The organism is Rathayibacter rubneri, assembly GCF_023743255.1.
Lineage (GTDB): Bacteria > Actinomycetota > Actinomycetes > Actinomycetales > Microbacteriaceae > Rathayibacter > Rathayibacter rubneri.
On the sequence record NZ_JAMRYM010000001.1, the window covers coordinates 23,234 to 49,989 of the forward strand.

Below are 26,756 nucleotides of genomic sequence, written 5' to 3' on the forward strand. Positions count from 1 at the left end.
GCGGGGCTTCCGGCCGATGTCGGAGGCCCCGCCTAGGCTGTCCGCGTGAGCATCACCGCAGCGACCGAGCCGACCCTGTTCGATCACGACGCGTTCACCGACGGAGTCCTCGGGCACGATGCCGCACCTCTCCGGGGCGGCGCGGAGCTCGCTCCCGCGGAGGGTGCGCCCTGGTTCGATCTGCTGGCCGTCTTCGACCTCGAGACCACGGGCATCGACGTGCGCACGAGTCGCATCGTCACCGCGCACGTGGGCGTGATCGGAGCCGACGGCGAGCCGATCGAGGGCACCACCTGGCTCGCCGATCCCGGCGTCGAGATCCCCGCGGGCGCCAGCGCGGTCCACGGCATCAGCACCGAGCACGCCCGGGCGCACGGCCGCCCCGCGGGCGAGGTCGTCGCCGAGGTGTCGGAGGCCCTGCGCTCCCTGCTCGCTCGGGGCGTCCCGGTCGTCGTCTACAACGCCCCCTACGACCTCTCGCTCCTGGCGCACGAGGCGCGCCGGTGGGGCGTGCCGGTGCTCATCGATCCGAGCCCCGTCATCGACCCGCTCGTCATCGACAAGGCGGTCGACCGCTACCGCAGGGGCAAGCGCACGCTCACCCTCGCCGCCGAGCACTACGGAGTGAGCCTCACCGAGGCGCACGACGCCGGAGCCGACGCCGTCGCCGCCGGTCGGGTCGCCCAGGCGCTGGGCCGCGCGTTCGCCGACGAGCTCGGAGTCGGCGCCGACGCCCTGCACTCCCTGCAGATCGACTGGTGCCGCGACCAGGCCGAGTCGTTCCAGGAGTACATGCGCCGGGTGCGCGACGAGTCGTTCGTCGCCGACGGGGAGTGGCCCGTCCGCCACTGAGCCGCCGCGCTCAGGTGAGCGTGCGGCCGTCGTGCAGCAGCTCGACGTACTCCCTGATCCTGCGCTCACGCGACTCCGGGCGCTTGAGCTGCTGCAGCCGGAAGAGGAACGCGAAGCGCTTCTGCCCGCCGACCGTGTCGAAGAAGGCGCGGGCCGTCGGATCCGCCTCGAGGGCCGCGAGCAGGTCGGGAGGCACCTCCGCGCCCTTCTGCCGATACGCCGCGTCCCAGCGCCCGTCGGTCTTCGCCCGCTCGATCTCAGCGAGTCCGGCGGGCCGGATGCGTCCCTCCTCGAGCAGTCGGGCGACGTGCTCGCGGTTCACCTGCGACCAGGGGCTCGCCCGCCGGCGAGGAGTGAACGCCTGGAGCTTGAACTGCTCGTCGAAGGCTCCCGCCTGCCCGTCGATCCAGCCGTGGCAGAGAGCGACGTCGAGCGCCTCGGCGTAGGTCAGGCCGGGTTCGACGGCCGCCTTCTTCCGCAGCTTCAGCCGCACGCCGCCGGGGTCGGGGGCGTCCGCGAGGTACTCGTCCCACTGCGCGGCGGTGACGAACGGCAGGATCGGCTTGTCGGCGAAGGACACCATGCCCGGACGCTACCACCGCCCGACGGGACGACGAAGGGCCCCCGACCGCGAGGTCGAGGGCCCTTCGGAGGACGTGCTACTTGCCGAAGTTCTTGTAGCGGCTGTTGAACTTCTCGACGCGGCCGGCGGAGTCCATGATGCGCTGCTTGCCCGTGTAGAACGGGTGCGAGGCCGACGAGATCTCGACGTCGATGACCGGGTAGGTGACGCCGTCGAGCTCGATGGTCTTGCTGCTCTTCGCGGTCGAGCGGGTGAGGAAGGTCTCACCGGAGGCGAGGTCGCGGAAGACGATCGCGGAGTACTCGGGGTGGATATCGGTCTTCATGGTCGTGTCCTGTCGCTCGTTGGTCCTGAACCGCACCTGTCGTCGACGGGAACGGGTGGAAGAGGTGGTGGGCGCACGAGAACGGGCCCGAACCAGCTACCGAGAATAGCAGATCGGAGCGGCCCCCAGAAGGAGCGCCCGACCCGATGTCGGCGGGGCGCTCAGCTGCGGGCGCGAGCGGAGTAGCGGCCGTCCTCGCGGGTGAGGGCGATGTCGAGGCCGAAGGTGTCCGACAGGGTCTGCTCGGTGAGGGCCTCGGCCAGCGGACCGGAGGCGACGACCGCGCCATCGCGCAGCAGGAGTGCGTGGGTGAAGCCCTCGGGGATCTCCTCGACGTGGTGCGTGACCATGACGATCGCCGGGGAGGCCGGATCCTTCGCGAAGCCTCCGAGCAGCTGCACGAGCTCCTCGCGGGCGCCGAGGTCGAGGCTCGCAGCGGGCTCGTCGAGCAGGAGGAGCTCGGGGTCGGTCATGATGGCGCGCGCGATCTGCACGCGCTTCTGCTCACCGTCCGAGAGAGTGCCGAAGGTGCGCTCCGCGAGGTGGTCGAGCTTCCACTCGGCCAGCACCCGGCGCGCGCGCCGCTCGTCGACCGCGTCGTACGACTCTTTCCAGCGCCCGGTGACCGAGTAGGCGGCGGTCATCACGACGTCGAGCACCGACTCGTCGGCCGGCAGGCGACGCGCCATCGCAGTCGACGCGTAGCCGATCCGCGGGCGCAGCTCGAAGACGTCGACGCGGCCGAGGGTCTCGTCGAGGATCTGCGCCGTGCCGCTGGACGGGTAGTTCTGCGCCGCGGCGATCTGGAGGATCGACGTCTTGCCCGCCCCGTTGGGTCCGAGGACGACCCAGCGGTCCTCCTCGGCCACGGCCCACTCGATGTGATCGAGGATCCGCTTGCCGTTCCGGACGAAGGAGACATCGGAGAACGAGACGACGCTGGGCATGCGTCCAATCCTAAAGGGAGCGGGCGGAGGGATCAGACGAGCGACTCGTAGATCGCCCGGGTGTCGCGCGCGATCTGCGTCCAGCTGAAGTCGCTCTGCGCGCGCTCGCGACCCGCCGCACCCATGCGCTTGGCGGCTTCCGGGTCCGCCACGACCTCGGCGAGGACCGCCGCGAGGTCGGCGACGTACCTGTCGGGGTCCACCGGCGTGCCGGTGCCGTCGGTCACCTGCTCGATCGGGACCAGGCGCCCGGTGACGCCGTCGACGACGACCTCCGGGATGCCTCCGGTCGCGGTGCCCACGACAGCGGCTCCGCACGCCATCGCCTCGAGGTTCACGATGCCCAGCGGCTCGTAGATCGAGGGGCAGACGAACGTCGTCGCCGCGGTCAGCACAGCGGAGAGCTCGTGGCGGGGCAGGTGGCGGTCGATCCAGACGACGCCGGTCCGCTCCTCCTGGAGCCCGCGCACCAGGGCGGTGACCTCCGCCATGATCTCGGGGGTGTCGGGAGCACCCGCGCAGAGCACGAGCTGCACCTCGGGAGGCAGGGTCGCCGCCGCGCGCAGGAGGTAGGGCAGCCCCTTCTGCCGGGTGATGCGGCCGACGAACACCACGGAGGGGCGAGACGGATCGATGCCGAGTCCCTCGAGCACGGCCGTGTCGTCGACGGGGTGCCAGGCGTCGAGGTCGATGCCGTTGTAGACCACGTGCACCTTCGCCGGGTCCAGCGCGGGGTAGGAGCGGAGGATGTCCGCGCGCATCCCGCCCGAGACGGCGATCACCGCGTCGGCGCTCTCGTACGCCTCGCGCTCGATCCAGCTCGACACGCGGTACCCGCCGCCGAGCTGCTCGGCCTTCCAGGGTCGCAGCGGCTCGAGGCTGTGGGCCGAGACGACGTGCGGGATGCCGTGGAGCAGCTGCGCCAGGCGGCCGGCCGCGTTCGCGTACCAGGTGTGGGAGTGGACGAGGTCGGCGCCCGCCGCGTCCTGCGCGATCTGCAGATCGACGCCCAGGGTCTGCAGCGCTCCGTTGGCCTGCGCGAGCTCCGCCGGCACGGGGTACGCGAACGCCCCGGGCTCGTCCCGCGGGGCACCGAAGCAGCGGACCACGACCTCGAGGTCGCTGCGCAGCGCCTTGGTGAGCTCGGCGACATGGACGCCCGCTCCCCCGTACACCTCGGGCGGATATTCCTTGGTCAGCAGATCGACTCGCACACCCGAACCGTAGTACAGCGGATTCCCCGGCGACAGCCGTGGTCCCGCGCGCGGCCCCACCCCCTACTGTTGAGCCATGCAGTCAAAGAAGATCTTCGGCATCGTCCTCGCCGGCGGCGAGGGCAAGCGGCTCATGCCCCTGACGGCCGACCGGGCGAAGCCCGCGGTCCCGTTCGGCGGCCAGTACCGTCTGATCGACTTCGCGCTGTCGAATCTCATCAACTCGGGGCTCACGCAGATCGTCGTGCTGACGCAGTACAAGTCGCACTCGCTCGACCGCCACGTCTCGCAGACCTGGCGCCTGTCCGGCCTCCTCAACTCGTACGTCGCCTCCGTGCCGGCGCAGCAGCGGCTGGGCAAGCGGTGGTTCAGCGGCTCGGCCGACGCGATCCTGCAGAGCCTCAACCTCATTCGCGACGAGAAGCCCGACATCGTCGTCGTGGTCGGCGCCGATCACGTGTACCGGATGGACTTCTCGCAGATGATCGCCGCGCACATCGCGTCGGGCGCGAAGGCCACGGTCGCCGCGATCCGCCAGCCGATCGAGCTCGCCGACCAGTTCGGCGTCATCCAGCTCGCGGGCGACGAGGCGGGCGACGGGATCGTCCCCACGAAGATCGCCGAGTTCCTCGAGAAGCCCAAGGACCCGGTCGGCCTGGCCGACTCCCCTCACGAGGTCCTGGCCTCGATGGGCAACTACGTCTTCGACGCCGACGCCCTCATCGACGCGGTCATCCGCGACGGCGAGCTCTCGACCTCCGCGCACGACATGGGCGGCGACATCATCCCCGACTTCGTCGCACGCGGCGAGGCGGGCGTCTACGACCTCAAGCTCAACGAGGTCCCCGGGTCCACCGACCGCGACCGCTACTACTGGCGCGACGTGGGCACCATCGACTCCTTCTTCGAGGCGCACCAGGACCTCATCTCGGCCCTGCCCGTCTTCAACCTCTACAACCAGCAGTGGCCCATTTTCTCGTCGCAGCTCAACTCGCCGCCGGCGAAGATCGTCCGCGACGGCAAGGGCAACATGGGCTCGACCGTCGACTCCGTCGTCTCGCTCGGCACGGTGATCTCCGGAGCGCACATCGAGCGCAGCGTCGTGGGCCCGTGGACCGTCATCGAGTCGAACGCGACCGTGAGCGACTCCGTGGTCTTCGACAAGGTCCGCATCGGCCCGGACGCCCTGGTGGTGCGCGCTATCCTCGACAAGGACGTCGTCGTCGAGCCCGGCGCGCGTGTCGGCGTCGACCACGACCACGATCGCGAGCGCGGGTTCACCGTCACCGACTCGGGGATCACCGTCGTCGGCAAGGGCGTCGTCGTCCGCCCGTAGCACCCCAGCGGGCCGAGAGCACTGCGCCTCCGCGCGACCGGCGAGACCGGCGCGCGGCCGACCGATTGGCCCCTCATGAGTGAGCGTCCCGCGACGCCTGCCCGCTTCCTCGTCGTCCTCGACGCCGATTCGACCCTCCTGCAGGACGAGGTGATCGAGCTGCTCGCCGCTCACGCGGGCTCCGAGGAGCAGGTCGCCGAGGTCACCGCGCGCGCCATGCGCGGCGAGATCGACTTCGGCGAGAGCCTGCGCGAGCGTGTCGCGACGCTGGCGGGCGTCCCCGAGAGCGTCTGCGCGAGCGTCCGGGCCGGGCTTCGGGTCACTCCCGGCGTGCAGGAGCTGGTCGCGGGGGTGCACGCGGCGGGCGGCCGCATCGGCGTCGTCTCCGGCGGGTTCCACGAGGTGCTCGATCCCGTCGCCGAGGAGCTCGGGCTCGACTACGCCCGGGCGAACCGCCTCGCCCAGCGCGACGGCGTGCTGACCGGAGCGGTCGACGGGCCGGTCGTCGATGCCCATGCGAAGGCGGCCGCCCTCCTCGAGTGGGCGGCGGACGCCGGCGTGCCCGTACGGCGCACCGTCGCGATCGGCGACGGGGCGAACGACCTCGAGATGATGGCCACCGCCGCCCTCGCCGTCGCCTTCAACGCCAAGCCGCTGGTGCGCGAGCGCGCGGACCTGGTGGTGGACGGCATCGACCTCAGCCAGCTGCTGCCGGTCCTGGGCCTGCGGGGCTGAGGGTGCGCGTCACTCTCCCGCGAGGGCGACGAGCGCGGCGCACGCCAGGGCCAGCGTCCAGCTGACGAGCGAGCCGACCAGGAAGTACTCGGCCTTCGAGCCGCGATCGCCGTCCCGGGAGATCTCGGGGAAGCGCACGATGCCCTTGGCGGCGAAGACGGCGCCGGCGAGCCCGATCGCGCCGGACAGGGTGAGTCCGGCGACCAGGATCCGCTCGAGGGGGCCGATCGCACGACCGCCGCGGAGGTCGGGCTGCGGCACCTCCTGCTCGGCAGGACGTGCGAACCGGGCCCGGAGCGAGAAGCCGCGGCGGACGGTCGCACGCTCGGCGCCCGGCACGGTCTCGCGGTAGAGGGCGGCGCGCACGATCACGTTCCCGGTCTCGAGCAGGAGCAGTGCGGCGCCGACGGCGAGGAGGACCTGCTCGAGCGATCGGCCGCGAGCGGGAGGATCGAGAGCGGTCCAGGCATCGACGAGGGGACCCTCGAGGCCGGGCGCGGCGCGGTCGACGACGGTGAGCGCGAGAACGGCGACCGCCAGGCCGACGACGGCCCGCACCCCTCCGGGCGGGCGGCGCCCGGCCTCGGTGGTGGAGACGAGGAGCCAGAGGGCGGCGAGGCCGACGACGACCACCGCTCCGACGACCGGGGCGCCCAGGCCCGCCACCGCGGCGACCGCCACCGCCGCGCCGAGGACGACGATCGCGATCGTCGCCGCCGTGCGGCCGAGGTGGGTGCGCAGCACGTCCGACCCGCCGACCAGGACGAGCAGCAGGGCCGTCAGCACGCGTCCTCCAGCAGCCTCGACCCGGTGAGCAGAGCCTGTGCGCCGGCCCGGCGCAGGGCCTGCGACACCGCGGACTGCGAGATCGACTCCTGCTCCGCGAGGACCTTCTGCGGGACCGCACGCGCGGTCCCGAGGACGAGCCGGCGGTCACGCGGACTCAGGGGGGCGACGAGCGCGTCCCGTGCGAGCAGGTACGCGTTGACGGCGGCCTCCTCCGGGCCCGGTGAATCGGAGCCGACGAACCATCCGCGTGCGGTGGGCACGGCGCCGTCCTCGAGCCGGTGCGCACGGTCGATCGCCTCTCTCGCCCGCCACCAGCCCGGACCGTCCTGCAGCCCTCCGGCGACTCCGGTCCCGATGACGCGGACCTCGCCTCGGCCGAGGCCGATCCGGCAGTCGACTCCCGCAGGCAGCGAGAGCCGCGCCAGGAGGGTGGCGGCCAGCGCCGCCGGGAGGGTCGAGTAGACGGCCTGGAACTCGTCGCCCACCGTCGGATGGAGCGGCTCGAGCGGCGGTACCGCCTCGTCGACCTCGGCGAACCCGCGCTCGACCTCCCGCTGGACGGCCTCGCGGTCCTCGATGCGGCGCGACCCGACCAGGTCGACCAGGACGGTGATGACCTCGGCTGCGCTCATCGCATCAGCTTAGGGCTGATATCCGACCGATATAAGCCCTGACCTGATCGGTCAGTGGCCCATTCCGAGGCCGCCGTCGACGGGGATGACGGCTCCGGAGATGTACGCCGCCTCGTCCCCCGCGAGCCAGCGCGTGACCTTCGCCACCTCGGCCGCGGTCCCGTAGCGGCCGAGCGGGATGTTCCTCCGGTACTCGGCCTGCTGCTCGGCCGGGAGCTCGGCCGTCATGTCGGTCTCGATGAACCCGGGCGCGACGACGTTCGCGGTGATGTTCCGCGCACCCAGCTCGCGGGTGAGCGACCGCGCGAAGCCCACCAGGGCCGCCTTGGACGAGGAGTAGTTGATCTGCCCGGGCGAGCCGTACAGGCCCACGACGCTCGAGATCAGCACGACACGGCCGAACCGCTGCTTGAGCATGCCCTTCGACGCGCGCTTGACGACTCGGAACGCCCCGGTGAGGTTCGTGTCGAGGACCGAGGTGAAGTCGTCCTCGCTCATGCGCAGCAGGAGCGTGTCGCGGGTGATGCCCGCGTTCGCGACGACGACCTCGACCGGGCCCAGCTCCGCCTCCACCTGGGTGAACGCGGCGTCGACGGAGGCGGAGTCGGTGACATCGGCGACGACGGTCAGCGAGCCGGCCGGTCCCGACCCGGAGCGGGCGGTGACCGCGACCCGGTGCCCCGCGGCCACGAACTCCTCGGCGATCGCGTAGCCGATCCCTCGGTTGCCTCCGGTGACGAGGACGGTGCGGGGCGTGGTCATGGTGTCCCTCCTGCCGACGCGCAGGTGACGCCGGACGACCCGTACATCCTAGGGGCGACCTGCGCAACACATCCGGAGATCCCGTCCTCACCGCTCCGCTCCCACGCGCGCGACGTAGGCTTGTACAGCTGTGAAACCTCGCGAATCGCTCACCTCCCTCCCGCCGTCACCGACCGCGGAGCGCCGTGCGCGCGCGATCAGGTACTCCATCGCGATGGGCATCCGCATGGTCTGCGTGATCTGCCTCATCTTCGCCCAGGGCTGGTGGCTCGCCTTCTTCGCGATCGGCGCGATCGTCCTCCCCTACTTCGCCGTCGTGCTCGCCAACGTGGGCGGGGTCGGCGAGAGCGGGAACGTCCAGCGCCCCGGGGCGATCGTCCTCTCCCGACCCGTGCCGCCGCCCGCACCCGTGCCCGACAGCAGCCCGAGCGCCGAGGGCGGCGAGCCGCCGGCGGACAGGCCGTGATCCCGCTCGGCATGACGCCCGATCAGCACACCTGCTCGCGAGCGGGCTGCACCACGACGGCGACCTGGGCCGTAGAGTGGCGGAATCCGCGGATCCACGCGGAGGACCGGCGCAAGACCTGGCTCGCCTGCGGTGAGCACCTCGAGTTCCTCCGCGAGTTCCTCGCCGCACGGGAGTTCCCGCTCGAGGTGAGACCGCTCTACACGACCGACCGGGGGACGACGCGTTGACCGCTTCCGCGCCGAGGCCCTCCTGGCGCTTCGTCCTCTCCCGTCGGTGGTTCGGCTACCTCGCGCTGGCCGTGGTGTTCGCGGTCGCCTGCGTGCTGCTCTCGCGCTGGCAGGTCGCGCGCCTGGACGAGGCCGCGACGACGAACCGGCTGGTCACCGAGAACTGGACTGCGGATCCCGTTCCGCTGGACGGCCTGATCGGCCGCGACGACCCGTGGGACGACGCGCTCGAGTACCGCCCCGTCGAGGTGACGGGGGTGTACGAGACGCAGGACGAGACGCTCGTCCGCAACCGCCCGTACAACGGCAACCCCGGCTTCGAGGTGCTCACGCCGCTACGGCTCGGCGACGGCAGCGTCTTCGTCGTCGATCGCGGCTGGGTCCCGGTCGGCCAGGAGCAGGACTCCCCCGACGCGGTGCCCGCTCCGCCCGACGGAGAGGTGACCGTCACCGCCCGCCTCCAGCCGAGCGAGGGTCGCATCGAGGGCCGCTCGGCTCCCGCGGGGCAGATCGCGACCATCCAGCTCGAGGACCTCGGCGCGCAGCTGGACGAACCCGTCCGCACGAGTGCTTTCGGCCTGCTCGTCGCGGAGGATCCGCAGCCGATCGACACTCCCCCGCTCGCCGAGCTGAAGCCGGTCGCCGACGAGGGACTGCACATCAGCTACGCCATCCAGTGGGTGCTGTTCGCACTGATGGGCTTCGGCGGTCTCGGTTGGGCGGTGCGGCACGAGTACCGACTGCGCAACGCCGACGATCCCGAGGTCGTGGCGGCAGAGCAGCGGCGGGAGCAGCGGCGCCTGAAGCGCGGCCGCAGCGACGCCGAGATCGAGGACGAGCTCCTCGACGCGCGCCGCTGACCCCGCCCGCTGGCGCGACCGGGCGGCCCGGGCCGTCCTCAGGCCAGCATGATCAGGTCGAGGTAGTCCGAGGTCCAGTGGTCCTCGGTGCCCTCGGGCATGATGAGCACCCGCTCGGGGTTCAGCGCCTCGACGGCACCCTCGTCGTGGCTGACCAGGACGACCGCTCCCTCGTAGTGCGCCAGAGCGTCGAGGATCTCGTCGCGGCTCGCAGGGTCGAGGTTGTTGGTCGGCTCGTCGAGCAGCAGCACGTTGGCACCCGAGACGACGATCATCGCGAGCGCGAGGCGGGTCTTCTCCCCGCCCGAGAGCACGCCCGCCGGCTTGTGGGAGTCGTCGCCCGTGAACAGGAACGAGCCCAGCACGCGGCGCGCCTCGGTCTCGGTGAGGTTCGGGCTGCTCGACACCATGTTCTCGAGCACCGAGCGCTTCACGTCGATGGTCTCGTGCTCCTGCGCGTAGTAGCCGATGCGCAGCCCGTGGCCCGCCTCGATGACCCCGGTGTCAGGAGCGTCCACGCCCCCGAGGATCCGGAGCAGCGTGGTCTTGCCCGCGCCGTTCAGTCCGAGGATCACGACCTTCGAGCCGCGGTCGATCGCCAGATCGACGGCGGTGAAGATCTCGAGCGAGCCGTAGCTCTTCGAGAGGTTCTCCGCCTGGAGCGGGGTGCGGCCGCAGGGCATCGGAGTCGGGAAGCGCAGCTTCGCGACACGATCGACGGCGCGCACCTCCTCGAGGCCGCTCATCATCTTCTCGGCGCGCGCCACCATCTGGTGGGCCGCGGCGGCCTTCGACGCCTTCGCCCCGAAGCGGGCCGCCTGGAGCTGCAGCGCACCGGCCTTCTTCTCGACGTTCGCGCGCTCCTTCTTGCGACGCTCCTCGTCGGCGGCGCGCTGGCGCTGGTAGTTCTTCCAGTTCATGTTGTAGACGTCGATGACCTGGCGGTTGGCGTCGAGGTAGAACACGCGGTTGACCGTCTCGCCGACGAGCTCGATGTCGTGGCTGATCACGATGAATCCGCCGCGGTAGTTCTTGAGGAACTCCCGCAGCCAGACGACGGAGTCCGCGTCGAGGTGGTTGGTCGGCTCGTCGAGGATCAGGGTGCTGGCGTCTGAGAAGAGGATGCGCGCGAGCTCGATGCGCCGCCGCTGACCACCCGACAGCGTCTTCAACGGCTGGTCGAGGATGCGGTCCGGCAGGTTGAGGTTGCTCGCGATGGACGCGGCCTCGGCCTCGGCCGCGTACCCGCCCAGGGCGAGGAAGCGGTCGGTGAGGTTGCCGTACTTCTTCATGCCCGCCGCGCTCACGACCGGGTCGCTGCTCGACATCGCCTCGGTCGCCTCCGTCATGCCGACCACCAGCGAGCCGAGGCCGCGGGCGTCGAGGATGCGCGTGCGGGCAAGCTCCTCCGGGTCTCCCGAGCGCGGGTCCTGCGGGAGGTACCCGATCTCGCCGCCGCGGTCGACCGTGCCCTTCGCGGCGATCAGGTCGCCCGCGAGGACCTTCGTCAGCGTCGTCTTCCCCGCTCCGTTGCGGCCGACGAGGCCCACCTTGTCGCCGTCGCCCACCCGGAAGGAGACGTTCTCCATCAGGAGTCGGGCGCCGACTCGGAGTTCGAGATCGTGCACGCTCAGCACAGTGCTGTCCGTTCTCGCCAAGAATTGGCGGTCGCTTCGGGAGGTCTGGGGCAAAGGGCCGCGATGCGGCAGCCCCCTAGTATATTTCCTGAGCCGCGGAGCGGGTTCACGTCCGCTCAGCGCGGACGGGTGTCCCGTCCTCGGCCGCTCTCGTTCCCCGCTCCTGCGCGACACGGCCTTTGGAGACACTCATGTCCAGCTATTCGCTCGCTCCGTCGCGACCGGTCCTCGCCGACCGCCTGTTCGCACGCTCGATCGTCACCGATCTCGTTCTCGTCGTCGCCGCGGCGGCGCTCACCGCCGGGATGGCGCAGCTCTACATCCCGATGTGGCCCGTCCCGATCACCGGGCAGACCTTCGCCGTGCTGCTCGTGGGCACCACGCTCGGCGCCGTCCGCGGCGCGCTCTCGATGGGCGTCTACGCCCTCGTCGGCGCTCTCGGAGTCCCGGTCTTCACCGAGGGCTCGAGCGGCTGGGCCGTCCTCGCCGGCCCGACGGGCGGGTACATCGTCGGCTTCGTCCTCGCCGCGATCGTGACCGGATGGCTCGCGCAGCGGCAGTGGGACCGTCGCGTGGTCGGCACGCTCGTCACCTTCCTCGCCGGAACGGCGACCATCTACCTGGTCGGTCTCCCCTGGCTGGCGACCGCGCTGAGCTCGCTCGGCTACCCGGCAGACCTCGGCTCGGTGCTGAACGCCGGACTCGTGCCGTTCCTCGTCGGCGACGCCCTCAAGATCCTGGTCGCGGCGGCCCTGCTGCCGACGACCTGGGCGCTGCTGCGACGCCGCTCGAGCTGACACCGCTCGCGGGTACGGCGGAGGGCCGGGAGGATGATCCTCCCGGCCCTTCGCCGTACCCGCCTCAGATCGAGAAGCCGAGCGCGCGCATCATGTCGCGGCCGTCGTCCGTGATCCGCTCGGGACCCCACGGCGGCATCCAGACCCAGTTGATCCGGAACGCCTCGACGATGCCGTCGAGCGACTCGGCGGTCTGCTCCTCGAGCACGTCGGTCAGCGGGCAGCCCGCCGAGGTGAGCGTCATGTGGATGACCAGGGCGTCGTTCTCGTCGTCCCAGCCGAGGTCGTAGATCAGGCCCAGGTCGACGACGTTGATCCCGAGCTCGGGATCCATGACGTCCTTGAGGGCTTCCTCGACCTGGTCGAAGAGCTTCGGCTCGAGCGTCGTGACGGCCATGGTCAGGCCGTCGCCGTCGTGAGGAAGCGGTCGTAGCCCTCGTCCTCGAGTCGCGTCGCGAGCTCCTTGCCGCCCTGCTCGGCGACGCGGCCGGCGACGAAGACGTGCACGAAGTCGGGCTGGATGTAGCGGAGGATCCGCGTGTAGTGCGTGATCAGCAGCACGCCGAGCCCGGTGGTCGAGTGGGCGCGGTTCACGCCCTCCGACACGATCTTGAGCGCGTCGACGTCGAGTCCGGAGTCGGTCTCGTCCAGGACGGCGAACTGCGGGGCGAGCAGCTCCAGCTGGAGGATCTCGTTGCGCTTCTTCTCGCCGCCCGAGAAGCCCTCGTTGACGTTGCGCGCCGCGAAGGACGGGTCCATCCGCAGGTTGCCCATGGCCGCCTTGACGTCCTTGGTCCAGGTGCGGATCGCCGGCGCCTCGCCCGCGATCGCGGTCTTGGCGGTGCGGAGGAAGTTGGTGTTGGTCACTCCCGGGATCTCGACCGGGTACTGCATCGCGAGGAAGAGGCCGGCGCGGGCACGCTCGTCGACGGACATGTCGAGGACCTCGACGCCGTCGAGCGTGATGGAGCCGCCGTCGACGTGGTACTTGGGGTGCCCTGCGATCGTGTACGCGAGGGTGGACTTGCCGGACCCGTTCGGGCCCATGATCGCGTGGATCTCACCCTGGTTGATGGTGAGGTCGACACCGCGGAGGATCTGCTTGGTCCCCTGCTCGGTCTCGACACTGACGTGGAGATCGCTGATCTGGAGAACGGACATTCAGACTTCCTTCGTGACGGTCGGGTCGATGTAGACGTCGCCGTCGATGATCTCGACGACGAAGACGGGGACCGGCTCGTAGGCCGGCAGGTTCAGAGGCGTCCCGGTGCGGAGCGAGAACTGGGACCCGTGCGCCCAGCACTCGAGACTGTCGCCCTCGACGAAGCCCTCGGACAGCGATATCTCGCCGTGCGTGCAGGTGTCGCCGATGGCGTGGATCTCGCCGGCCGAGTCCTGAACGACGGCGATCGCGACCCCGTCGACCTCGACGCGCATGGCCTGGTTCGGGATGAGCTCCGAGACGGAGCAGATCATCGCGGCGTTGCTCATGCGGTCACCGCCGCAGCGTGCGAGGAGCCCGTCTGGCCGGCGCTGCCGGCGAGCTCGGCCTCGATCGCGAGCTGGAGGCGGTCCTCGAGCTCGGCGACCTTGATCTGCTGGACGATCTCGCTCAGGAAGCCGCGGACGACGAGGCGTCGCGCCTCGTCCTCGCGGATGCCGCGGGACTGCAGGTAGAAGAGCTGCTCGTCGTCGAAGCGGCCGGTCGCCGACGCGTGGCCCGCTCCGGCGATGTCGCCCGTCTCGATCTCGAGGTTCGGGATGGAGTCCGCACGGGTGCCGTCGGACAGGACCAGGTTGCGGTTCTGCTCGTAGCTGTCGGTGCCGGTCGCGCTGTTGCGGATGAGCACGTCGCCGATCCAGACGGTGCGCGCGCCCTGACCCTGCAGCGCGCCCTTGTAGGTCACGCGGCTCCGGGTGTCGGGAGCGTCGTGATCGACGTACACCTGCTGTTCGAGGTGCTGCCCGCCGTCGGCGAAGTAGAGGCCGAAGAGCTCGCCGTCGGCGCCGCGCTCGACGAGGTGCGCCGAGGGGTTCACGCGCACGATCGAGCCGCCGAGGGTGACGACGATGTGCTTGAGCTTCGCGTCTCGACCGACGCGGATGAAGTGGTTCGCCAGGTGGCGCGCCTCGTCGTCCCACTCCTGCACCGTGACGACGGTGAGCTGCGCACCCTCGCCGACCAGAATCTCGACGTTCTCGGCGAGCGTCGCCGCGCCCTCGTTCTGCAGGACGACGACCGCACGGGCGTAGGGCGCCGCCTCGATGATCGTGTGCGCGGCGCGGGGAGCGGAGCCGAGACCCGAGCGGACCAGGGTCGCGACCTTCTCGTCCTCGCCCGTGACGCGCACGGAGAGGGCCTGCTCGAAGCTCGACCAGGCGTTGGCCGCGGCGCGGTCCTCGGGGAGTCCGGCGGTGCCGATCCGCTGGTCGTCGCGGCCGACCCACGAGACGTCCACGCCGTCCACCGCGGTGTGCTCGAACGCGGTCGGGGAGCCGTCGAGGGCTCCGTCGATGAGGTCGGCGAGCCGTGCGACGGGCGTCAGCTTCCAGGCGATCTCGCGTCCGGTGACGGCCTCGAAGGCGTCGACGTCAGCCGATGCGAAGCGCTCCGACCGGGTCTGCACGGGCGTGAAGGCCCCGTCGGAGTGGGCGCTGATGCCCAGGCGCTCGGCAGCGGCAGCGCCGTCGATCTCGGGGGTCGCGGCGCTCGTGGGGACCGTCATCAGGCGGTGGTTCCTTTCGGTGGGTGCGGGGCGCCCCGTTCGGGCGCCCCTTCGAGGGGGGAGGCGGGCGTCAACCGACGCTGCCCTCCATCCCCATCTCGATGAGCTTGTTGAGCTCGAGTGCGTACTCCATGGGCAGCTCGCGCGCGATCGGCTCGATGAAGCCGCGGACGATCATGGCCATGGCCTCGTCCTCGGGCAGGCCTCGCGACATCAGGTAGAAGAGCTGCTCCTCGCTGACCTTCGACACGGTGGCCTCGTGGCCGAGCTGGACGTCGTCCACGCGGATGTCGATCGCCGGGTAGGTGTCCGACCGCGAGATGGTGTCGACCAGCAGGGCGTCGCAGCGCACGGTGTTGGCGGAGTGGTGCGCGTTGGCGTCCACTCGCACCTCGCCGCGGTAGCCCGCGCGTCCGCCGCCGCGGGCGATGGACTTGGAGACGATCGACGACTGCGTGTACGGCGCCATGTGGACCATCTTCGCGCCGGCGTCCTGGTGCTGGCCGGGGCCCGCGAACGCGACGGAGAGGGTCTCGCCCTTGGCGTGCTCGCCGACCAGGAAGATCGACGGGTACTTCATCGTGACCTTCGAGCCGATGTTGCCGTCGATCCACTCCATGGTCGCGCCCTCGTGCGCGATCGCGCGCTTGGTGACGAGGTTGTAGACGTTGTTCGACCAGTTCTGGATCGTCGTGTACCGCACGCGGGCGTTCTTCTTGACGATGATCTCGACGACGGCCGAGTGCAGCGAGTCCGACTTGTAGATCGGAGCCGTGCAGCCCTCGATGTAGTGGACGTAGCTGTCCTCGTCGGCGATGATCAGCGTCCGCTCGAACTGGCCCATGTTCTCGGTGTTGATCCGGAAGTAGGCCTGCAGCGGGATGTCGACGTGCACGCCCTTGGGGACGTAGACGAACGAGCCGCCGGACCAGACCGCGGTGTTCAGCGCCGCGAACTTGTTGTCGCCCGCGGGGATGACCGTGCCGAAGTACTCCTCGAAGATCTCGGGGTGCTCGCGCAGGGCGGTGTCGGTGTCCATGAAGATGACGCCCTGCTCCTCCAGGTCCTCGCGGATCTGGTGGTAGACGACCTCGGACTCGTACTGCGCGGCGACGCCGCCGACGAGGCGCTGGCGCTCCGCCTCCGGGATGCCGAGCTTCTCGTACGTGTTCTTGATGTCGTCGGGGAGGTCGTCCCAGGTCTGCGCCTGCTTCTCCGTGGAGCGGACGAAGTACTTGATGTTGTCGAAGTCGATGTCCGACAGATCGGCACCCCACGTCGGCATGGGCTTGCGCTCGAAGAGCTTCAGCGCCTTCATGCGGCGATCGCGCATCCAGGCGGGCTCGTTCTTGAGCGCGGAGATGTCGGAGACGACCTCGGGGGAGATCCCGCGGCGCGCGGACGCGCCTGCGGAGTCGGAGTCGGCCCAGCCGAACTCGTAGACGCCGAGGCTCTCGAGCTCGGGGCGGTCGATCAGGATGTCTGACATGTGTACCTCGTTTCCTACCCACTGCTAACCGGTCGGGTTCCGGAGTCATTCCCCGTGGGGCGACCCGGAGCACATTCCGGCTGGTCGCGATCGTGGTGATGCGCGGGGGCGGTTGATGTGCGTGCCTGAGATGTCCTAAGGAAGTGCTGCGGCGCGTCATCGGGCCGGTGGTCCCGCACGGCGCCGTGTCCGCGCGGATGCCGGGGTCTCACGTCGTGCCTGAACCAACTACTCATTCTACAGAGGAGCGCCGGGATGGGAACCCGCGCACCTGGGTGTCGGCCGGGTACGACGTCCCGCGCCACCAGACCGCGGTGACCATACGGGTGTCGGTGGTCCGTGATGAGGTCTCGGCATGTCGAACGACGATCCGATCCCGCTCCCCGCCCGCCTGCTCCTGGCCGTCGCCCGGCGAGGACTCCCGCCCGCGCAGGCCGACGTCCTCGCCCGTCTCGGAGCGCTGCTCGCGCTCGAGCTGGCGCCCACGGCGCTGCCGATGGCCCTCCTCCGGCTCCGGAGGCACGTGCGCAGCGATCGGCCCGGTCGCTGAGCGCGCCGGCCGGGGTCTCAGCCGACGGGCTGGAGCTCCTCCGCGGCACGGCGGCGCTGCGCTCGCACGGTGAAGAGACGGGGATTCACGTCCAGGAGCACCCGGACCGTGCCGACCCAGACCAGGGCGGATCCGAGCAGGTGGACCGCGACGAGCGCCTCGGGCAGCGCGAGGAGCGACTGCGCGACTCCGACGAGGGCCTGCAGCACCACGACCACGATGTAGGTCGTCACCCGACGGCGCGCGAGCTCCGATCCCGGCGCGCGGCGCAGGAGCGCCAGCAGCGCGATGCCGAGGACGAGCGAGGCCGTTCCGAGGACGCCGTGCACGAGGGTCACGCTCTCCCAGTGGAACCGCATGCGCGGCACCTCGGCGGAGTCGCCGGCGTGCGGGCCTGTCCCGGTGACGAGGGTGCCCACCAGGATCACGAGGAGGGTGACCGCCACCAGCGCGATGCTCACCGAGCGGGTGAGGGCGTCGGGCTCGAACGCCGTCGACTGCGAGCGGTGCGCCCGATGCCAGGTGAGCGAGGTCGTCGTGAGCAGGGCGATCGCCAGCACGAAGTGCCCGGCGACGATGTACGGGTTGAGCCCCGAGTGCACCGTGGCGCCCCCCGCCAGAGCGTTCGCGACCACCAGCCAGAACTGCGACCAGGCCAGTCGCGTCATCGTGCGGTCCCGGGGGCTCTGCAGCCGTGCGGCCGTGATGGCCCACCCGACCGCCACGATCAGTACTCCGGTGAACGCGCGATTGGTGAACTCGATGAAGCCGTGGATCCCGAGCTCGGGCGTCGACGTGAGCGACCCGGCGTCGCAGGCGGGCCAGGTCGGGCAGCCGAGCCCGGAGCCGGTGAGGCGCACCACTCCCCCGAAGAAGATGATGAGGATGCTCGCCACGAGAGCGGCGGTGGTGCCCCAGCGCAGCGCGCGGGGAGACAGGGTGACCCGCTCGGCGAGGAACGAGAAGGGCGTCACCATCAGAACGGCAGCAGGGGGTCGACGCCGACGGCGAGGAACAGCAGCGTGAGGTACCCGATCGAGCCGTGGAAGACCCGCATCGGAGAGACGTGCTCGTGACGGATCGCGAGGCTGTACAGGCGGTGGGTCTCGGCGATGAACCAGACACCGCTCGCCAGGGCGACGACCGTGTAGACGACGCCCATCCCGGCCACGGGGATCAGCAGCAGCGAGCACGCCACGGTCGCCCAGGCGTACAGGATCACCTGCAGTCCGACGATGGTGCGTCCGCGCACCACGGCCAGCATCGGCACTCCGGCCGCCTGGTAGTCGTCGCGGTACTTCATCGACAGGGGCCAGTAGTGCGGCGGGGTCCACAGGAAGATGACCGTGAAGAGGATCACCGGCGCCCAGTCGAGCGAGTTCGTGACGGCGGCCCACCCGATGAGCACGGGCATGCAGCCGGCGATCCCGCCCCAGACGATGTTCTGCGGAGTGCGGCGCTTGAGGAACAGCGTGTAGAAGACGACGTAGATGAGGATCGCCGCGAGCGAGAGTCCGGCCGCGAGCCAATTGGCGGTCAGGCCGAGCCAGACGATCGAGAGCACGCCGATCGTCGTCGCGAAGACCAGCGCCGCGCGATCCGAGATCTCGCCCGTCACGAGCGGACGGTTCTTCGTCCGGTTCATGATGCGGTCGATGTCGCGGTCGAAGTAGCAGTTGAACGCGCCCGCCGAGCCGGCGCTCAGGGCGCCGCCGATGAGGACGTTGAGGACGAGCAGGAGATCCGGGATCCCGCCCTGGGCGAGGATCATCGTCGGCGCCGTCACCACGAGGAGGAGCTCGATCACGCGAGGCTTCGTCAGGGCCACGTAGGCCCTCACCTTGCGCGAGAGGGCCGCTCTGGACGGCTCGCCCCGCTCGATCGCGGTGGTCTCTACGGCTACGTCCATTGCTCCTCTAACGTTCGACAATCCCGAACGAGTGTAATGCGCCCGCCCTGTGCACGGGCCCCGTTCGTCGAGTCCGTCGCAGCGCTCCCCCGGCATGCACGCTTGCCCAAACGACTCCCTACATATGCGACCCCGCAACCCCCGGTCGCGAGGACACCCCCCTCCGTATACTCGGGACTGCTCGCCAGAGCGCCCGGCACGCACCCGAGCCCGCCCGACCGATCGGTCGTGTCGAGGCCCAGAGGGTCGTCGCCGGAGCATCGTGCCGAAGTCGTCGCGCGGCGTGCTCCACCATGCGAGAGGACGGACGGTCTGCGTCTGCCCCACGTCTCGAGAAGGGTCAGTACCAAGTGTCAGAACTGCAATGGGAATCCATTGACGAGAAGGCAGTCGACACGGCGAGGGTCCTCGCCGCGGATGCCGTGGAGAAGGTCGGCAACGGCCATCCCGGGACCGCCATGAGCCTCGCCCCGGCCGCGTACCTGCTCTTCCAGAAGGTCATGCGCCGCGACCCCTCCGACAGCACGTGGATCGGCCGCGACCGCTTCATCCTGTCGGTCGGCCACTCGTCGCTGACCCAGTACGTCCAGTTCTACCTGGGCGGCTACGGTCTCGAGCTCGACGACCTGAAGGCGCTGCGCACCTGGGGGTCGAAGACCCCCGGCCACCCCGAGTACGGCCACACCGACGGCGTCGAGATCACGACCGGGCCGCTGGGCCAGGGTCTCGCCTCGGCCGTCGGCTTCGCCTACGCCTCGCGCTTCGAGCGCGATCTGTTCGACCCCGAGGCCGCCGCCGGCACCTCGCCGTTCGACCACTTCGTCTACGTCATCGCGGGCGACGGCGACCTGCAGGAGGGCGTCACCAGCGAGGCCTCCTCGCTGGCCGGCCACCAGCAGCTCGGCAACCTCGTCGTGATCTACGACTCCAACCAGATCTCGATCGAGGACGACACCAACATCGCCTTCACCGAGGACGTCAAGGCGCGCTACGAGGCGTACGACTGGCAGGTCCAGGTCGTCGACTGGAAGAAGACCGGCGAGTACCACGAGGACGTCGCCGAGCTCCACGCCGCGATCGAGGCCGCGAAGGGCGAGACCGACAAGCCGTCGCTCATCATCCTGCGCACGATCATCGGCTGGCCCTCGCCGAAGAAGCAGAACACCGGCAAGATCCACGGCTCCGCCCTCGGCGCCGACGAGCTCCGGGGCCTCAAGGAGGTGCTCGGCTTCGACCCCGAGAAGACCTTCGACGTGGCCGACGAGGTCATCGAGCACACCCGCAAGGCCGTCGAGCGCGGTCAGGCGCAGCACGCCGAGTGGACCGAGCAGTTCGACGCGTGGGCCGCGGCCAACCCCGAGAAGAAGGTCCTGCTCGACCGCGTGCTCAGCGGCGACCTCCCCGAGGGCGTCGACGACGCGCTGCCCGTGTTCGAGCCCGGCAAGGAGGTCTCGACCCGCGCCGCGTCCGGCAAGGTCATCAACGCCCTCGCCGGCGTCGTCCCCGAGCTGTGGGGCGGGTCCGCCGACCTCGCGGAGTCGAACAACACCACCATCGAGGGAGCGGGCTCCTTCGTGCCGTCCGAGTTCTCGACGCACGAGTGGACCGGCAAGAAGGGCGGCCGCGTGCTGCACTTCGGCATCCGCGAGCACGCCATGGGCTCGATCCTCAACGGCATCGTGCTGCACGGCAACACGCGCCCGTTCGGCGGCACCTTCCTGATCTTCTCCGACTACATGCGTCCGGCGGTCCGTCTCGCCGCGCTCATGAAGGCGCCGGCGATCTACGTCTGGACCCACGACTCCGTGGCCCTGGGCGAGGACGGCCCGACGCACCAGCCGGTCGAGCAGCTGGCCTCCCTCCGCGCGATCCCGGGACTCGACATCGTCCGCCCCGGCGACGCCAACGAGGTGTCCTACGCCTGGAAGACGATCCTCGAGCGCCGCGAGGGCCCCGCGGGCCTCGCGCTGACCCGCCAGAACATCCCGGTGTTCGAGCGCGGCGAGGGCGACGCCGAGGGCGAGACCTTCGCGCACGCCTCGAACGTCGCGAAGGGCGCGTACATCCTGGCCGAGGCTCCCGGCGGCACGCCCGACGTGATCCTCATCGCGACCGGCTCCGAGCTCCAGATCGCCGTCGAGACGCGCGAGAAGCTGAAGGGCGAGGGCGTCAACGCCCGCGTCGTCTCGGCTCCGTCGCTCGAGTGGTTCGAGGAGCAGGACGCCGAGTACCGCGAGAAGGTGCTCCCCGCGTCGGTGAAGGCCCGCGTCTCCATCGAGGCCGGCCTGAGCCTGGGCTGGCAGAAGTACGTCGGCGACGCCGGCCGCTCGGTCTCGATCGAGCACTTCGGCGCCTCGGCCGACTACAAGACCCTGTTCCGCGAGTTCGGGATCACCACGGAGGCGGCACTCGCCGCCGCCAAGGAGTCGCTCGCAGCCTCCTGAGCCGAAGGCCGCGTCCCCACGGACGCGGCCTTCGCCGTCGGGGCTCCGGCTCCTCCCCCGCATCACCTCCGAACGAAGAAGAGAAGAAGAGACATGACCGAGAACACCCCCACCGCAGACCTTTCCGCCGCCGGCGTCAGCATCTGGCTCGACGACCTCTCCCGCACCCGGATCTCCTCCGGCGGGCTCCAGAAGCTCATCGACGAGAAGAACGTCGTCGGAGTGACGACGAACCCCACGATCTTCGCCGCCGCCCTCGCGAACGGCGAGTCCTACGACGCGCAGGTCCGCGAGCTGGCCGCTTCCGGCACCTCCGTGACCGACGCGGTCTTCGAGATCACCACCGACGACGTGGCCGCCGCGTCGGACGTCTTCCGCCCGATCTACGACGCGAGCAACGGCTACGACGGCCGCGTCTCGATCGAGGTCGAGCCGGGCCTCGCCCACGACGCCCAGGGCACCATCGAGCAGGCCAAGGCCCTCTGGGCCAAGGTCGACCGCCCGAACGCGATGATCAAGATCCCCGCGACGGTCGAGGGCCTCGAGGCGATCACCGAGGTCATCGGCTCCGGCATCTCCGTGAACGTCACCCTGATCTTCTCCCTCGCCCGCTACCGCGCGGTCATCAACGCCTACCTCGCCGGGCTCGAGAAGGCCAAGGACGCCGGCATCGACCTGTCGACGATCCACTCCGTCGCCTCGTTCTTCGTGTCGCGCGTCGACACCGAGATCGACAAGCGCCTCGACGCGGTCGGCACCGACGAGGCGAAAGCCCTCAAGAGCAAGTCGGGCGTCGCGAACGCCCAGCTCGCCTACGAGGTCTTCGTCGAGGCGTTCGCCACGGAGCGCGCGCTCCTGCTCCAGGAGTCCGGCGCCAACCGCCAGCGTCCCCTCTGGGCCTCGACCGGCGTGAAGTCGACCGAGCTCCCCGACACCCTCTACGTGACCGAGCTCGTCGCGGCGGGCGTCGTCAACACGATGCCCGAGAAGACCCTTGAGGCGACCTTCGACCACGGCGTGATCACCGGCGACACCGTCACCGGCTCCTACGCCGATGCGAACGCCGTCCTCGACGCCGTCGCCGCTCAGGGCGTCTCGTACGCCGAGGTCACGGAGCTGCTCGAGAAGGAGGGCGTCGAGAAGTTCATCGTGTCCTGGAACGAGCTGCTCGACACCGTCACCACCGCCCTCGAGGGCGCGAAGGCGCAGGCCTGATCATGTCGATCCAGATCCACGTCAGCGGAGACGCCGAGAAGGCCGTCGACCGCGTCGTGCCCGACCTCGTCGCCGACGAGGTCGCCTCGGGCATCACCGCGCAGGTCCCCACCTTCTGGGGAGCCGCCGCGGAGGAGGAGTCGGCCAAGCGCCTCGGCTGGACCGAGTCGACCACCGTCTCCCGTCCGCTCATCCCCGAGATCCTCGCCCTGCGCGAGGAGTTCGCGGCGAAGGGCATCGACCACATCGTCCTGGGCGGCATGGGCGGCTCGTCCCTCGCGCCCGAGGTGATCACCCGGACCGCCGGCGTCGAGCTGACCGTCCTCGATTCGACCGCCCCCGGTCAGGTGCTCGCGGCGCTGAACGACCGCCTCGCCTCGACCGCGGTCGTGATCTCGTCGAAGTCCGGGTCGACCGTCGAGACCGCGAGCCAGAAGAAGGCCTACGAGAAGGCGTTCGCCGACGCGGGCATCGACCCGCTCGAGCGCATCGTGATCGTGACCGACCCCGGTTCGCCGCTGGACCGGTCCTCCCGCGAGGCGGGCTACCGCGTCTTCAACGCCGACCCGAACATCGGCGGACGCTTCTCGGCGCTCTCCGCGTTCGGGCTCGTCCCCTCCGGCCTCGCCGGCGCCGACATCGAGGCCCTCCTCGACGAGGCGGCGGAGGCGTCGCTCGGCCTCGCGGTCGACTCCCCGGAGAACCCCGGACTCGTGCTCGGCGCGGCGATCGCGGCGACCAGCCCGCGTCGCGACAAGCTCGCGATCGTCGCCGACGGGACCCACATCGTGGGCTTCGCCGACTGGGCGGAGCAGCTCATCGCCGAGTCGACCGGCAAGGACGGCACGGGCATCCTCCCCGTCGTCCTCGGGACCCTCGCCCCCGAGCTGTCGGAGGACCTCGCCGACGTGCAGGTCGTCCGGCTCGTCGACGACGCCTCCGCGCTGCACCTGTTCCCGCGCGACCGCCACGAGGGCGAGATCCTGCTCTCCGGTTCGCTCGGAGCGCAGATGCTGACGTGGGAGTACGCGGTCGCCGTGGCGGGACGGCTGCTCGGCATCAACCCGTTCGACCAGCCCGACGTCGAGTCGGCGAAGATCGCGACCCGGGCCCTGCTCGAGAAGCGCCCCGAGCCCGAGGCACCGGCGTTCACCGACTCCGGCATCGAGGTCACGGGCAGCCCCGTCGTCACCGAGGGCGTCTCCACCGTCGCCGAGGCCGTCGACCGCCTCCTCGCCCAGCTGGGCGAGGGCGGCTACGTCGCGATCCAGGCCTACGTCGACCGCCTCGCCCTCCCGCAGCTGGAGGGCGTCCGCGACCTCCTGGCCGCGCAGGCGCAGCGTCCCGTCACCTTCGGCTGGGGACCCCGGTTCCTGCACTCGACCGGTCAGTACCACAAGGGCGGCGCCCCGACCGGCGTCTTCCTGCAGATCACCGAGCGCGCGAGCACGGATCTCGCGATCCCGGACAGCCCGTTCACGTTCGGCCAGCTGATCCTCGCCCAGGCGGCGGGCGACGCGAGCGTGCTCGCCGAGCACGGCCGTCCGGTTCTGACGGTCACGCTGACCGATCCCGACGCCGACCTCGTCGCACTCTTCGAGGCGCTCAACACCTGATCCACCGCGCGCGCCGCTCCGTCCCCCCGCGGGGCGGGGCGGCGCGCGCGTGATCGCACCCCACCCACCTCGTCACCGAGAGCAGTGCGCCGGAGCATCCGGCACACAGAAGGACACTGCACATGTCTGTGGACATCACCCCCGAGTTCAACCCCCTGCGGTTGAGCTTCGACCGGCGGTTGAACCGGATCGCGGGCCCCAGCGGCCTCGTGATCTTCGGCGTCACCGGCGATCTCTCGCGCAAGAAGCTGATGCCGGCGGTCTACGACCTCGCCAACCGCGGCCTCCTGCCCCCCGGATTCGCGCTCGTCGGCTTCGCCCGTCGCGACTGGGACGACCAGGACTTCGAGCAGGTGGTGCACGACTCCGTCAAGAAGTACGCGCGCACCGAGTTCCACGAGGAGGTCTGGACCCAGCTGGCCCAGGGCATCCGCTTCGTGCAGGGCGAGTTCGACGACCCCGAGGCGTTCACCCGCCTCAAGACCGTGGTCGACGAGCTCGACCGCGAGCGCGGCACGATGGGCAACTTCGCGTTCTACCTCTCGATCCCGCCGAAGTCCTTCCCCCAGGTCACCGAGCAGCTGCGCAGCTCGGGCCTCGCGGAGCAGAAGGAGGGCCAGTGGCGCCGCGTCGTCATCGAGAAGCCCTTCGGCAGCGACCTCACCACCGCCCGTGAGCTGAACGCGGTCGTCGAGTCGGTCTTCCCGCCGGACTCGGTCTTCCGCATCGACCACTACCTCGGCAAGGAGACCGTCCAGAACATCCTGGCTCTCCGCTTCGCCAACATGATGTACGAGCCCCTCTGGAACTCGAACTACGTCGACCACGTGCAGATCACCATGGCCGAGGACATCGGAGTGGGCGGCCGCGCCGGCTACTACGACGGCATCGGCGCCGCGCGCGACGTGATCCAGAACCACCTCCTCCAGCTCCTCGCCCTCACGGCGATGGAGGAGCCGATCTCGTTCGATGCCGCCGACCTGCGCGCCGAGAAGGAGAAGGTCCTCGCGGCCGTCCGCCTCCCGAAGGACCTGTCCACCGCCACCGCGCGCGGACAGTACGCCGGTGGCTGGCAGGGCGGCGAGAAGGTGCTCGGCTTCCTCGAGGAGGACGGCATGAGCCCGACCTCGACGACCGAGACCTTCGCCGCGATGCGTCTGGACATCGGCACGCGCCGCTGGGCCGGCGTCCCGTTCTACCTCCGCGCCGGCAAGCGCCTCGGGCGCCGCGTCACCGAGATCGCGGTCGTCTTCAAGCGCGCGCCCCAGCAGCTGTTCGCCGAGAGCCAGACCACCTCGCTCGGTCAGAACGCGCTCGTGATCCGCGTCCAGCCCGACGAGGGCGTCACGATGCGCTTCGGCTCCAAGGTGCCCGGCGCCGGGATGCAGGTGCGCGACGTCACGATGGACTTCGGCTACGGCCACGCCTTCACCGAGGCGAGCCCGGAGGCCTACGAGCGTCTGATCCTCGACGTCCTCCTGGGCGAGCCGCCGCTGTTCCCCCGCCACGAGGAGGTCGAGCTCTCGTGGAAGATCCTCGACCCGATCGAGGAGTTCTGGGAGACCCAGGGCCAGCCCGAGCAGTACCGCCCCGGAACCTGGGGCCCCGAATCCGCCGACGAGCTCCTCGCCCGCGACGGCCGTACCTGGAGGCGTCCATGATCGTCGATCTGCCCGACACCACGACCAGCGAGGTCTCCAAGACCCTCGTCAAGATCCGCGAGGAGGGCGGCGCCGTCGCCCTCGGCCGCGTGCTCACCCTCATCATCGCGACCTCCCGCGGACACGAGGAGGAGGCGATCGACGCGGCGAACGACGCCTCGCGCGAGCACCCCATGCGCGTCATCGTCGTCTCGAAGGACGACGGGCTGACGACCGTGCCCGTCAACGCCGCGCCGCGGGTCGATGCGCAGATCCGGGTCGGCGGCGACGCCGGCGCGAGCGAGGTCGTCGTGCTCCGTCCGTTCGGCGACGCCGCGAACGACGAGGAGAGCCTCGTGACGGGGCTCCTGCTCCCGGACGCGCCCGTCGTCGCCTGGTGGCCGAACAGCGCGCCCGAGAGCGCGTCGAAGTCGCCCATCGGCCGCATCGCCCAGCGGCGCATCACCGACGCCTCGGCCCAGTCGAACCCGGCGGAGGCGCTGCACCACCTCGCCTCCACCTACGCCCCCGGCGACACCGACTTCGCGTGGACGCGGCTCACGCTGTGGCGCGCCCAGCTCGCCGCCGTCCTCGACCAGCCGCCGTACGAGCCCATCACGGCCGTGGAGGTGTCCGGAGCGCCGGACTCGCCGTCGACGATCCTGCTCGCCGCGTGGCTCCAGCTCGAGCTCGACATCCCCGTCGACCACGAGCTCACGATCAGCGCGACCGGCTCCAGCGGCATCCACGGCGTCAAGCTGGTCCGCGCCTCGGGGACCATCGAGCTCGAGCGCTCGGTCCCCAATGTGGCGACGCTGACGCAGCCGGACCAGCCCGTGCACGACATCTCCCTCCCCCGCCGCAGCCTGCGCGACTGCCTGGCCGAGGAGCTGCGCAGGCTCGACCCGGATGACCTGTACGGTGAAGTCATCTCGCGCGGTGTCGACATGCTCACGGAGCAGACCGGCGCCCGCAGCGCTTCCTGACACGGAGCCGACCATC

Annotated in this window: 28 protein-coding genes; 13 read left to right on the plus strand and 15 right to left on the minus strand. The window is 70.5% G+C overall.

The annotated features are described in order from the left end of the window. Positions 1-180: 180 nt before the first annotated feature. A complete protein-coding gene (locus tag NB037_RS00085; protein WP_251942748.1) occupies positions 181-852 on the plus strand; it encodes a 3'-5' exonuclease in 672 nt (223 codons plus the stop codon). Between the two features lie 10 nt (positions 853-862). Here NB037_RS00085 and NB037_RS00090 read toward each other — a convergent pair whose 3' ends face one another. The 4 genes from NB037_RS00090 to glgA form a co-directional block, all read right to left on the minus strand. Continuing rightward, positions 863-1,435, minus strand: coding sequence for a YdeI/OmpD-associated family protein (locus NB037_RS00090; protein ID WP_251942488.1), 573 nt, complete (start codon positions 1,433-1,435; stop codon positions 863-865). Positions 1,436-1,511: 76 nt separating this feature from the next. Then, entirely contained in the window at positions 1,512-1,760 is a 249-nt protein-coding gene (locus NB037_RS00095; RefSeq protein ID WP_068253003.1) for a type B 50S ribosomal protein L31, read from the minus strand. Between the two features lie 161 nt (positions 1,761-1,921). Then, on the minus strand, positions 1,922-2,707 hold the full coding sequence (locus tag NB037_RS00100) for an ABC transporter ATP-binding protein (protein ID WP_251942491.1): 786 nt from the start codon (positions 2,705-2,707) through the stop codon (positions 1,922-1,924). Between the two features lie 32 nt (positions 2,708-2,739). Beyond that, a complete protein-coding gene (gene glgA / locus NB037_RS00105; RefSeq protein ID WP_251942492.1) occupies positions 2,740-3,921 on the minus strand; it encodes a glycogen synthase in 1,182 nt (393 codons plus the stop codon). Between the two features lie 76 nt (positions 3,922-3,997). On the opposite strand from glgA, the gene NB037_RS00110 reads away from it, so the two are divergent. Both NB037_RS00110 and serB read left to right on the plus strand, forming a co-directional pair. Then, positions 3,998-5,257, plus strand: a complete 1,260-nt coding sequence (locus NB037_RS00110) for a glucose-1-phosphate adenylyltransferase (RefSeq protein ID WP_251942495.1) — start codon at positions 3,998-4,000, stop codon at positions 5,255-5,257. Positions 5,258-5,332: 75 nt separating this feature from the next. Beyond that, positions 5,333-5,992, plus strand: a complete 660-nt coding sequence (gene serB, locus NB037_RS00115; RefSeq protein WP_251942497.1) for a phosphoserine phosphatase SerB — start codon at positions 5,333-5,335, stop codon at positions 5,990-5,992. Between the two features lie 9 nt (positions 5,993-6,001). Here serB and NB037_RS00120 read toward each other — a convergent pair whose 3' ends face one another. From NB037_RS00120 to NB037_RS00130, 3 genes are read right to left on the minus strand one after another with little or no spacing between them, the layout of a single operon-like run. Next, positions 6,002-6,778, minus strand: a complete 777-nt coding sequence (locus tag NB037_RS00120) for a hypothetical protein (protein ID WP_251942499.1) — start codon at positions 6,776-6,778, stop codon at positions 6,002-6,004. Further along, the gene (locus NB037_RS00125) at positions 6,772-7,413 is read right to left on the minus strand and encodes a SatD family protein (protein ID WP_251942502.1); all 642 of its coding nucleotides are present in this window, start codon (positions 7,411-7,413) and stop codon (positions 6,772-6,774) included. The genes NB037_RS00120 and NB037_RS00125 overlap by 7 nt, the downstream gene beginning before the upstream one ends. Positions 7,414-7,464: 51 nt before the next feature. Further along, complete coding sequence (locus NB037_RS00130; protein WP_251942504.1) at positions 7,465-8,175, minus strand: beta-ketoacyl-ACP reductase; 711 nt, start codon at positions 8,173-8,175, stop codon at positions 7,465-7,467. A gap of 130 nt (positions 8,176-8,305) precedes the next feature. On the opposite strand from NB037_RS00130, the gene NB037_RS00135 reads away from it, so the two are divergent. From NB037_RS00135 to NB037_RS00145, 3 genes are read left to right on the plus strand one after another with little or no spacing between them, the layout of a single operon-like run. Next, the gene (locus NB037_RS00135) at positions 8,306-8,641 is read left to right on the plus strand and encodes a DUF3099 domain-containing protein (RefSeq protein WP_251942506.1); all 336 of its coding nucleotides are present in this window, start codon (positions 8,306-8,308) and stop codon (positions 8,639-8,641) included. 11 nt (positions 8,642-8,652) lie between these two features. Further along, positions 8,653-8,871: a hypothetical protein gene (locus tag NB037_RS00140; protein WP_251942508.1), complete on the plus strand. Its 219-nt coding sequence runs from the start codon at positions 8,653-8,655 to the stop codon at positions 8,869-8,871. After that, positions 8,868-9,731: an SURF1 family cytochrome oxidase biogenesis protein gene (locus NB037_RS00145; protein WP_251942510.1), complete on the plus strand. Its 864-nt coding sequence runs from the start codon at positions 8,868-8,870 to the stop codon at positions 9,729-9,731. The genes NB037_RS00140 and NB037_RS00145 overlap by 4 nt, the downstream gene beginning before the upstream one ends. 38 nt (positions 9,732-9,769) lie before the next feature. Here NB037_RS00145 and abc-f read toward each other — a convergent pair whose 3' ends face one another. Continuing rightward, entirely contained in the window at positions 9,770-11,368 is a 1,599-nt protein-coding gene (abc-f, locus tag NB037_RS00150; RefSeq protein ID WP_251942512.1) for a ribosomal protection-like ABC-F family protein, read from the minus strand. A gap of 191 nt (positions 11,369-11,559) precedes the next feature. Here abc-f and NB037_RS00155 point away from each other — a divergent pair, with 191 nt between their 5' ends. Then, positions 11,560-12,165, plus strand: a complete 606-nt coding sequence (locus NB037_RS00155) for a biotin transporter BioY (protein ID WP_251942514.1) — start codon at positions 11,560-11,562, stop codon at positions 12,163-12,165. 64 nt (positions 12,166-12,229) lie between these two features. Here the strand turns inward: NB037_RS00155 and NB037_RS00160 are convergent, their stop codons facing one another. The 5 genes from NB037_RS00160 to sufB form a co-directional block, all read right to left on the minus strand. Beyond that, positions 12,230-12,562, minus strand: a complete 333-nt coding sequence (locus NB037_RS00160) for a metal-sulfur cluster assembly factor (RefSeq protein WP_055792004.1) — start codon at positions 12,560-12,562, stop codon at positions 12,230-12,232. A 2-nt stretch (positions 12,563-12,564) separates the two neighbouring features. Continuing rightward, positions 12,565-13,326, minus strand: coding sequence for a Fe-S cluster assembly ATPase SufC (sufC, locus tag NB037_RS00165; RefSeq protein ID WP_251942516.1), 762 nt, complete (start codon positions 13,324-13,326; stop codon positions 12,565-12,567). Then, a complete protein-coding gene (locus NB037_RS00170; protein WP_077222834.1) occupies positions 13,327-13,656 on the minus strand; it encodes a non-heme iron oxygenase ferredoxin subunit in 330 nt (109 codons plus the stop codon). It lies immediately after the preceding gene. Beyond that, positions 13,653-14,891 (minus strand): Fe-S cluster assembly protein SufD, encoded by a 1,239-nt coding sequence (gene sufD / locus NB037_RS00175; RefSeq protein WP_251942518.1) that lies wholly within the window; start codon positions 14,889-14,891, stop codon positions 13,653-13,655. Before sufD ends, NB037_RS00170 begins: the two co-directional genes overlap by 4 nt. A 70-nt stretch (positions 14,892-14,961) precedes the next feature. Beyond that, on the minus strand, positions 14,962-16,380 hold the full coding sequence (gene sufB, locus NB037_RS00180; RefSeq protein ID WP_207402608.1) for a Fe-S cluster assembly protein SufB: 1,419 nt from the start codon (positions 16,378-16,380) through the stop codon (positions 14,962-14,964). A gap of 355 nt (positions 16,381-16,735) precedes the next feature. Here sufB and NB037_RS00185 point away from each other — a divergent pair, with 355 nt between their 5' ends. Beyond that, a complete protein-coding gene (locus NB037_RS00185) occupies positions 16,736-16,930 on the plus strand; it encodes a hypothetical protein (protein WP_251942520.1) in 195 nt (64 codons plus the stop codon). Positions 16,931-16,947: 17 nt separating this feature from the next. Here NB037_RS00185 and NB037_RS00190 read toward each other — a convergent pair whose 3' ends face one another. Together NB037_RS00190 and NB037_RS00195 are read right to left on the minus strand one after the other, a co-directional pair. Next, positions 16,948-17,907, minus strand: coding sequence for a COX15/CtaA family protein (locus NB037_RS00190; RefSeq protein ID WP_251942522.1), 960 nt, complete (start codon positions 17,905-17,907; stop codon positions 16,948-16,950). Then, positions 17,907-18,839, minus strand: coding sequence for a heme o synthase (locus NB037_RS00195; RefSeq protein WP_251942524.1), 933 nt, complete (start codon positions 18,837-18,839; stop codon positions 17,907-17,909). Before NB037_RS00195 ends, NB037_RS00190 begins: the two co-directional genes overlap by 1 nt. Before the next feature lie 350 nt (positions 18,840-19,189). Between NB037_RS00195 and tkt the strand changes: the two genes are divergently transcribed. From tkt to NB037_RS00220, 5 genes are all read left to right on the plus strand, one after another. Further along, positions 19,190-21,283, plus strand: a complete 2,094-nt coding sequence (gene tkt / locus NB037_RS00200) for a transketolase (protein WP_251942526.1) — start codon at positions 19,190-19,192, stop codon at positions 21,281-21,283. Between the two features lie 93 nt (positions 21,284-21,376). Continuing rightward, positions 21,377-22,498 carry a transaldolase gene (gene tal / locus NB037_RS00205; protein WP_207402613.1) on the plus strand — a complete coding sequence of 374 codons (1,122 nt, stop codon included), beginning with the start codon at positions 21,377-21,379 and terminating at the stop codon, positions 22,496-22,498. 2 nt (positions 22,499-22,500) lie between these two features. Continuing rightward, a complete protein-coding gene (locus NB037_RS00210) occupies positions 22,501-24,114 on the plus strand; it encodes a phosphoglucose isomerase-related protein (RefSeq protein WP_251942528.1) in 1,614 nt (537 codons plus the stop codon). Positions 24,115-24,236: 122 nt separating this feature from the next. Continuing rightward, complete coding sequence (zwf, locus tag NB037_RS00215) at positions 24,237-25,775, plus strand: glucose-6-phosphate dehydrogenase (RefSeq protein WP_251942530.1); 1,539 nt, start codon at positions 24,237-24,239, stop codon at positions 25,773-25,775. Further along, positions 25,772-26,740: a glucose-6-phosphate dehydrogenase assembly protein OpcA gene (locus NB037_RS00220; RefSeq protein ID WP_251942532.1), complete on the plus strand. Its 969-nt coding sequence runs from the start codon at positions 25,772-25,774 to the stop codon at positions 26,738-26,740. The genes zwf and NB037_RS00220 overlap by 4 nt, the downstream gene beginning before the upstream one ends. Positions 26,741-26,756 lie beyond the last annotated feature (16 nt).

Bases quoted from the DNA above. Each gene is read 5' to 3' on its own strand.
- NB037_RS00090 (WP_251942488.1), bottom strand. From the start codon at position 1,435: ATGGTGTCCTTCGCCGACAAGCCGATCCTGCCGTTCGTCACCGCCGCG.
- NB037_RS00095 (WP_068253003.1), bottom strand. From the start codon at position 1,760: ATGAAGACCGATATCCACCCCGAGTACTCCGCGATCGTCTTCCGCGAC.
- NB037_RS00100 (WP_251942491.1), bottom strand. From the start codon at position 2,707: ATGCCCAGCGTCGTCTCGTTCTCCGATGTCTCCTTCGTCCGGAACGGC.
- NB037_RS00110 (WP_251942495.1), top strand. From the start codon at position 3,998: ATGCAGTCAAAGAAGATCTTCGGCATCGTCCTCGCCGGCGGCGAGGGC.
- serB (WP_251942497.1), top strand. From the start codon at position 5,333: ATGAGTGAGCGTCCCGCGACGCCTGCCCGCTTCCTCGTCGTCCTCGAC.
- NB037_RS00125 (WP_251942502.1), bottom strand. From the start codon at position 7,413: ATGAGCGCAGCCGAGGTCATCACCGTCCTGGTCGACCTGGTCGGGTCG.
- NB037_RS00130 (WP_251942504.1), bottom strand. From the start codon at position 8,175: ATGACCACGCCCCGCACCGTCCTCGTCACCGGAGGCAACCGAGGGATC.
- NB037_RS00140 (WP_251942508.1), top strand. From the start codon at position 8,653: ATGACGCCCGATCAGCACACCTGCTCGCGAGCGGGCTGCACCACGACG.
- NB037_RS00155 (WP_251942514.1), top strand. From the start codon at position 11,560: ATGTCCAGCTATTCGCTCGCTCCGTCGCGACCGGTCCTCGCCGACCGC.
- NB037_RS00160 (WP_055792004.1), bottom strand. From the start codon at position 12,562: ATGGCCGTCACGACGCTCGAGCCGAAGCTCTTCGACCAGGTCGAGGAA.
- sufC (WP_251942516.1), bottom strand. From the start codon at position 13,326: ATGTCCGTTCTCCAGATCAGCGATCTCCACGTCAGTGTCGAGACCGAG.
- NB037_RS00170 (WP_077222834.1), bottom strand. From the start codon at position 13,656: ATGAGCAACGCCGCGATGATCTGCTCCGTCTCGGAGCTCATCCCGAAC.
- sufD (WP_251942518.1), bottom strand. From the start codon at position 14,891: ATGACGGTCCCCACGAGCGCCGCGACCCCCGAGATCGACGGCGCTGCC.
- sufB (WP_207402608.1), bottom strand. From the start codon at position 16,380: ATGTCAGACATCCTGATCGACCGCCCCGAGCTCGAGAGCCTCGGCGTC.
- NB037_RS00185 (WP_251942520.1), top strand. From the start codon at position 16,736: ATGTCGAACGACGATCCGATCCCGCTCCCCGCCCGCCTGCTCCTGGCC.
- NB037_RS00190 (WP_251942522.1), bottom strand. From the start codon at position 17,907: ATGGTGACGCCCTTCTCGTTCCTCGCCGAGCGGGTCACCCTGTCTCCC.
- NB037_RS00195 (WP_251942524.1), bottom strand. From the start codon at position 18,839: ATGGACGTAGCCGTAGAGACCACCGCGATCGAGCGGGGCGAGCCGTCC.
- tal (WP_207402613.1), top strand. From the start codon at position 21,377: ATGACCGAGAACACCCCCACCGCAGACCTTTCCGCCGCCGGCGTCAGC.
- NB037_RS00210 (WP_251942528.1), top strand. From the start codon at position 22,501: ATGTCGATCCAGATCCACGTCAGCGGAGACGCCGAGAAGGCCGTCGAC.
- zwf (WP_251942530.1), top strand. From the start codon at position 24,237: ATGTCTGTGGACATCACCCCCGAGTTCAACCCCCTGCGGTTGAGCTTC.
- NB037_RS00220 (WP_251942532.1), top strand. From the start codon at position 25,772: ATGATCGTCGATCTGCCCGACACCACGACCAGCGAGGTCTCCAAGACC.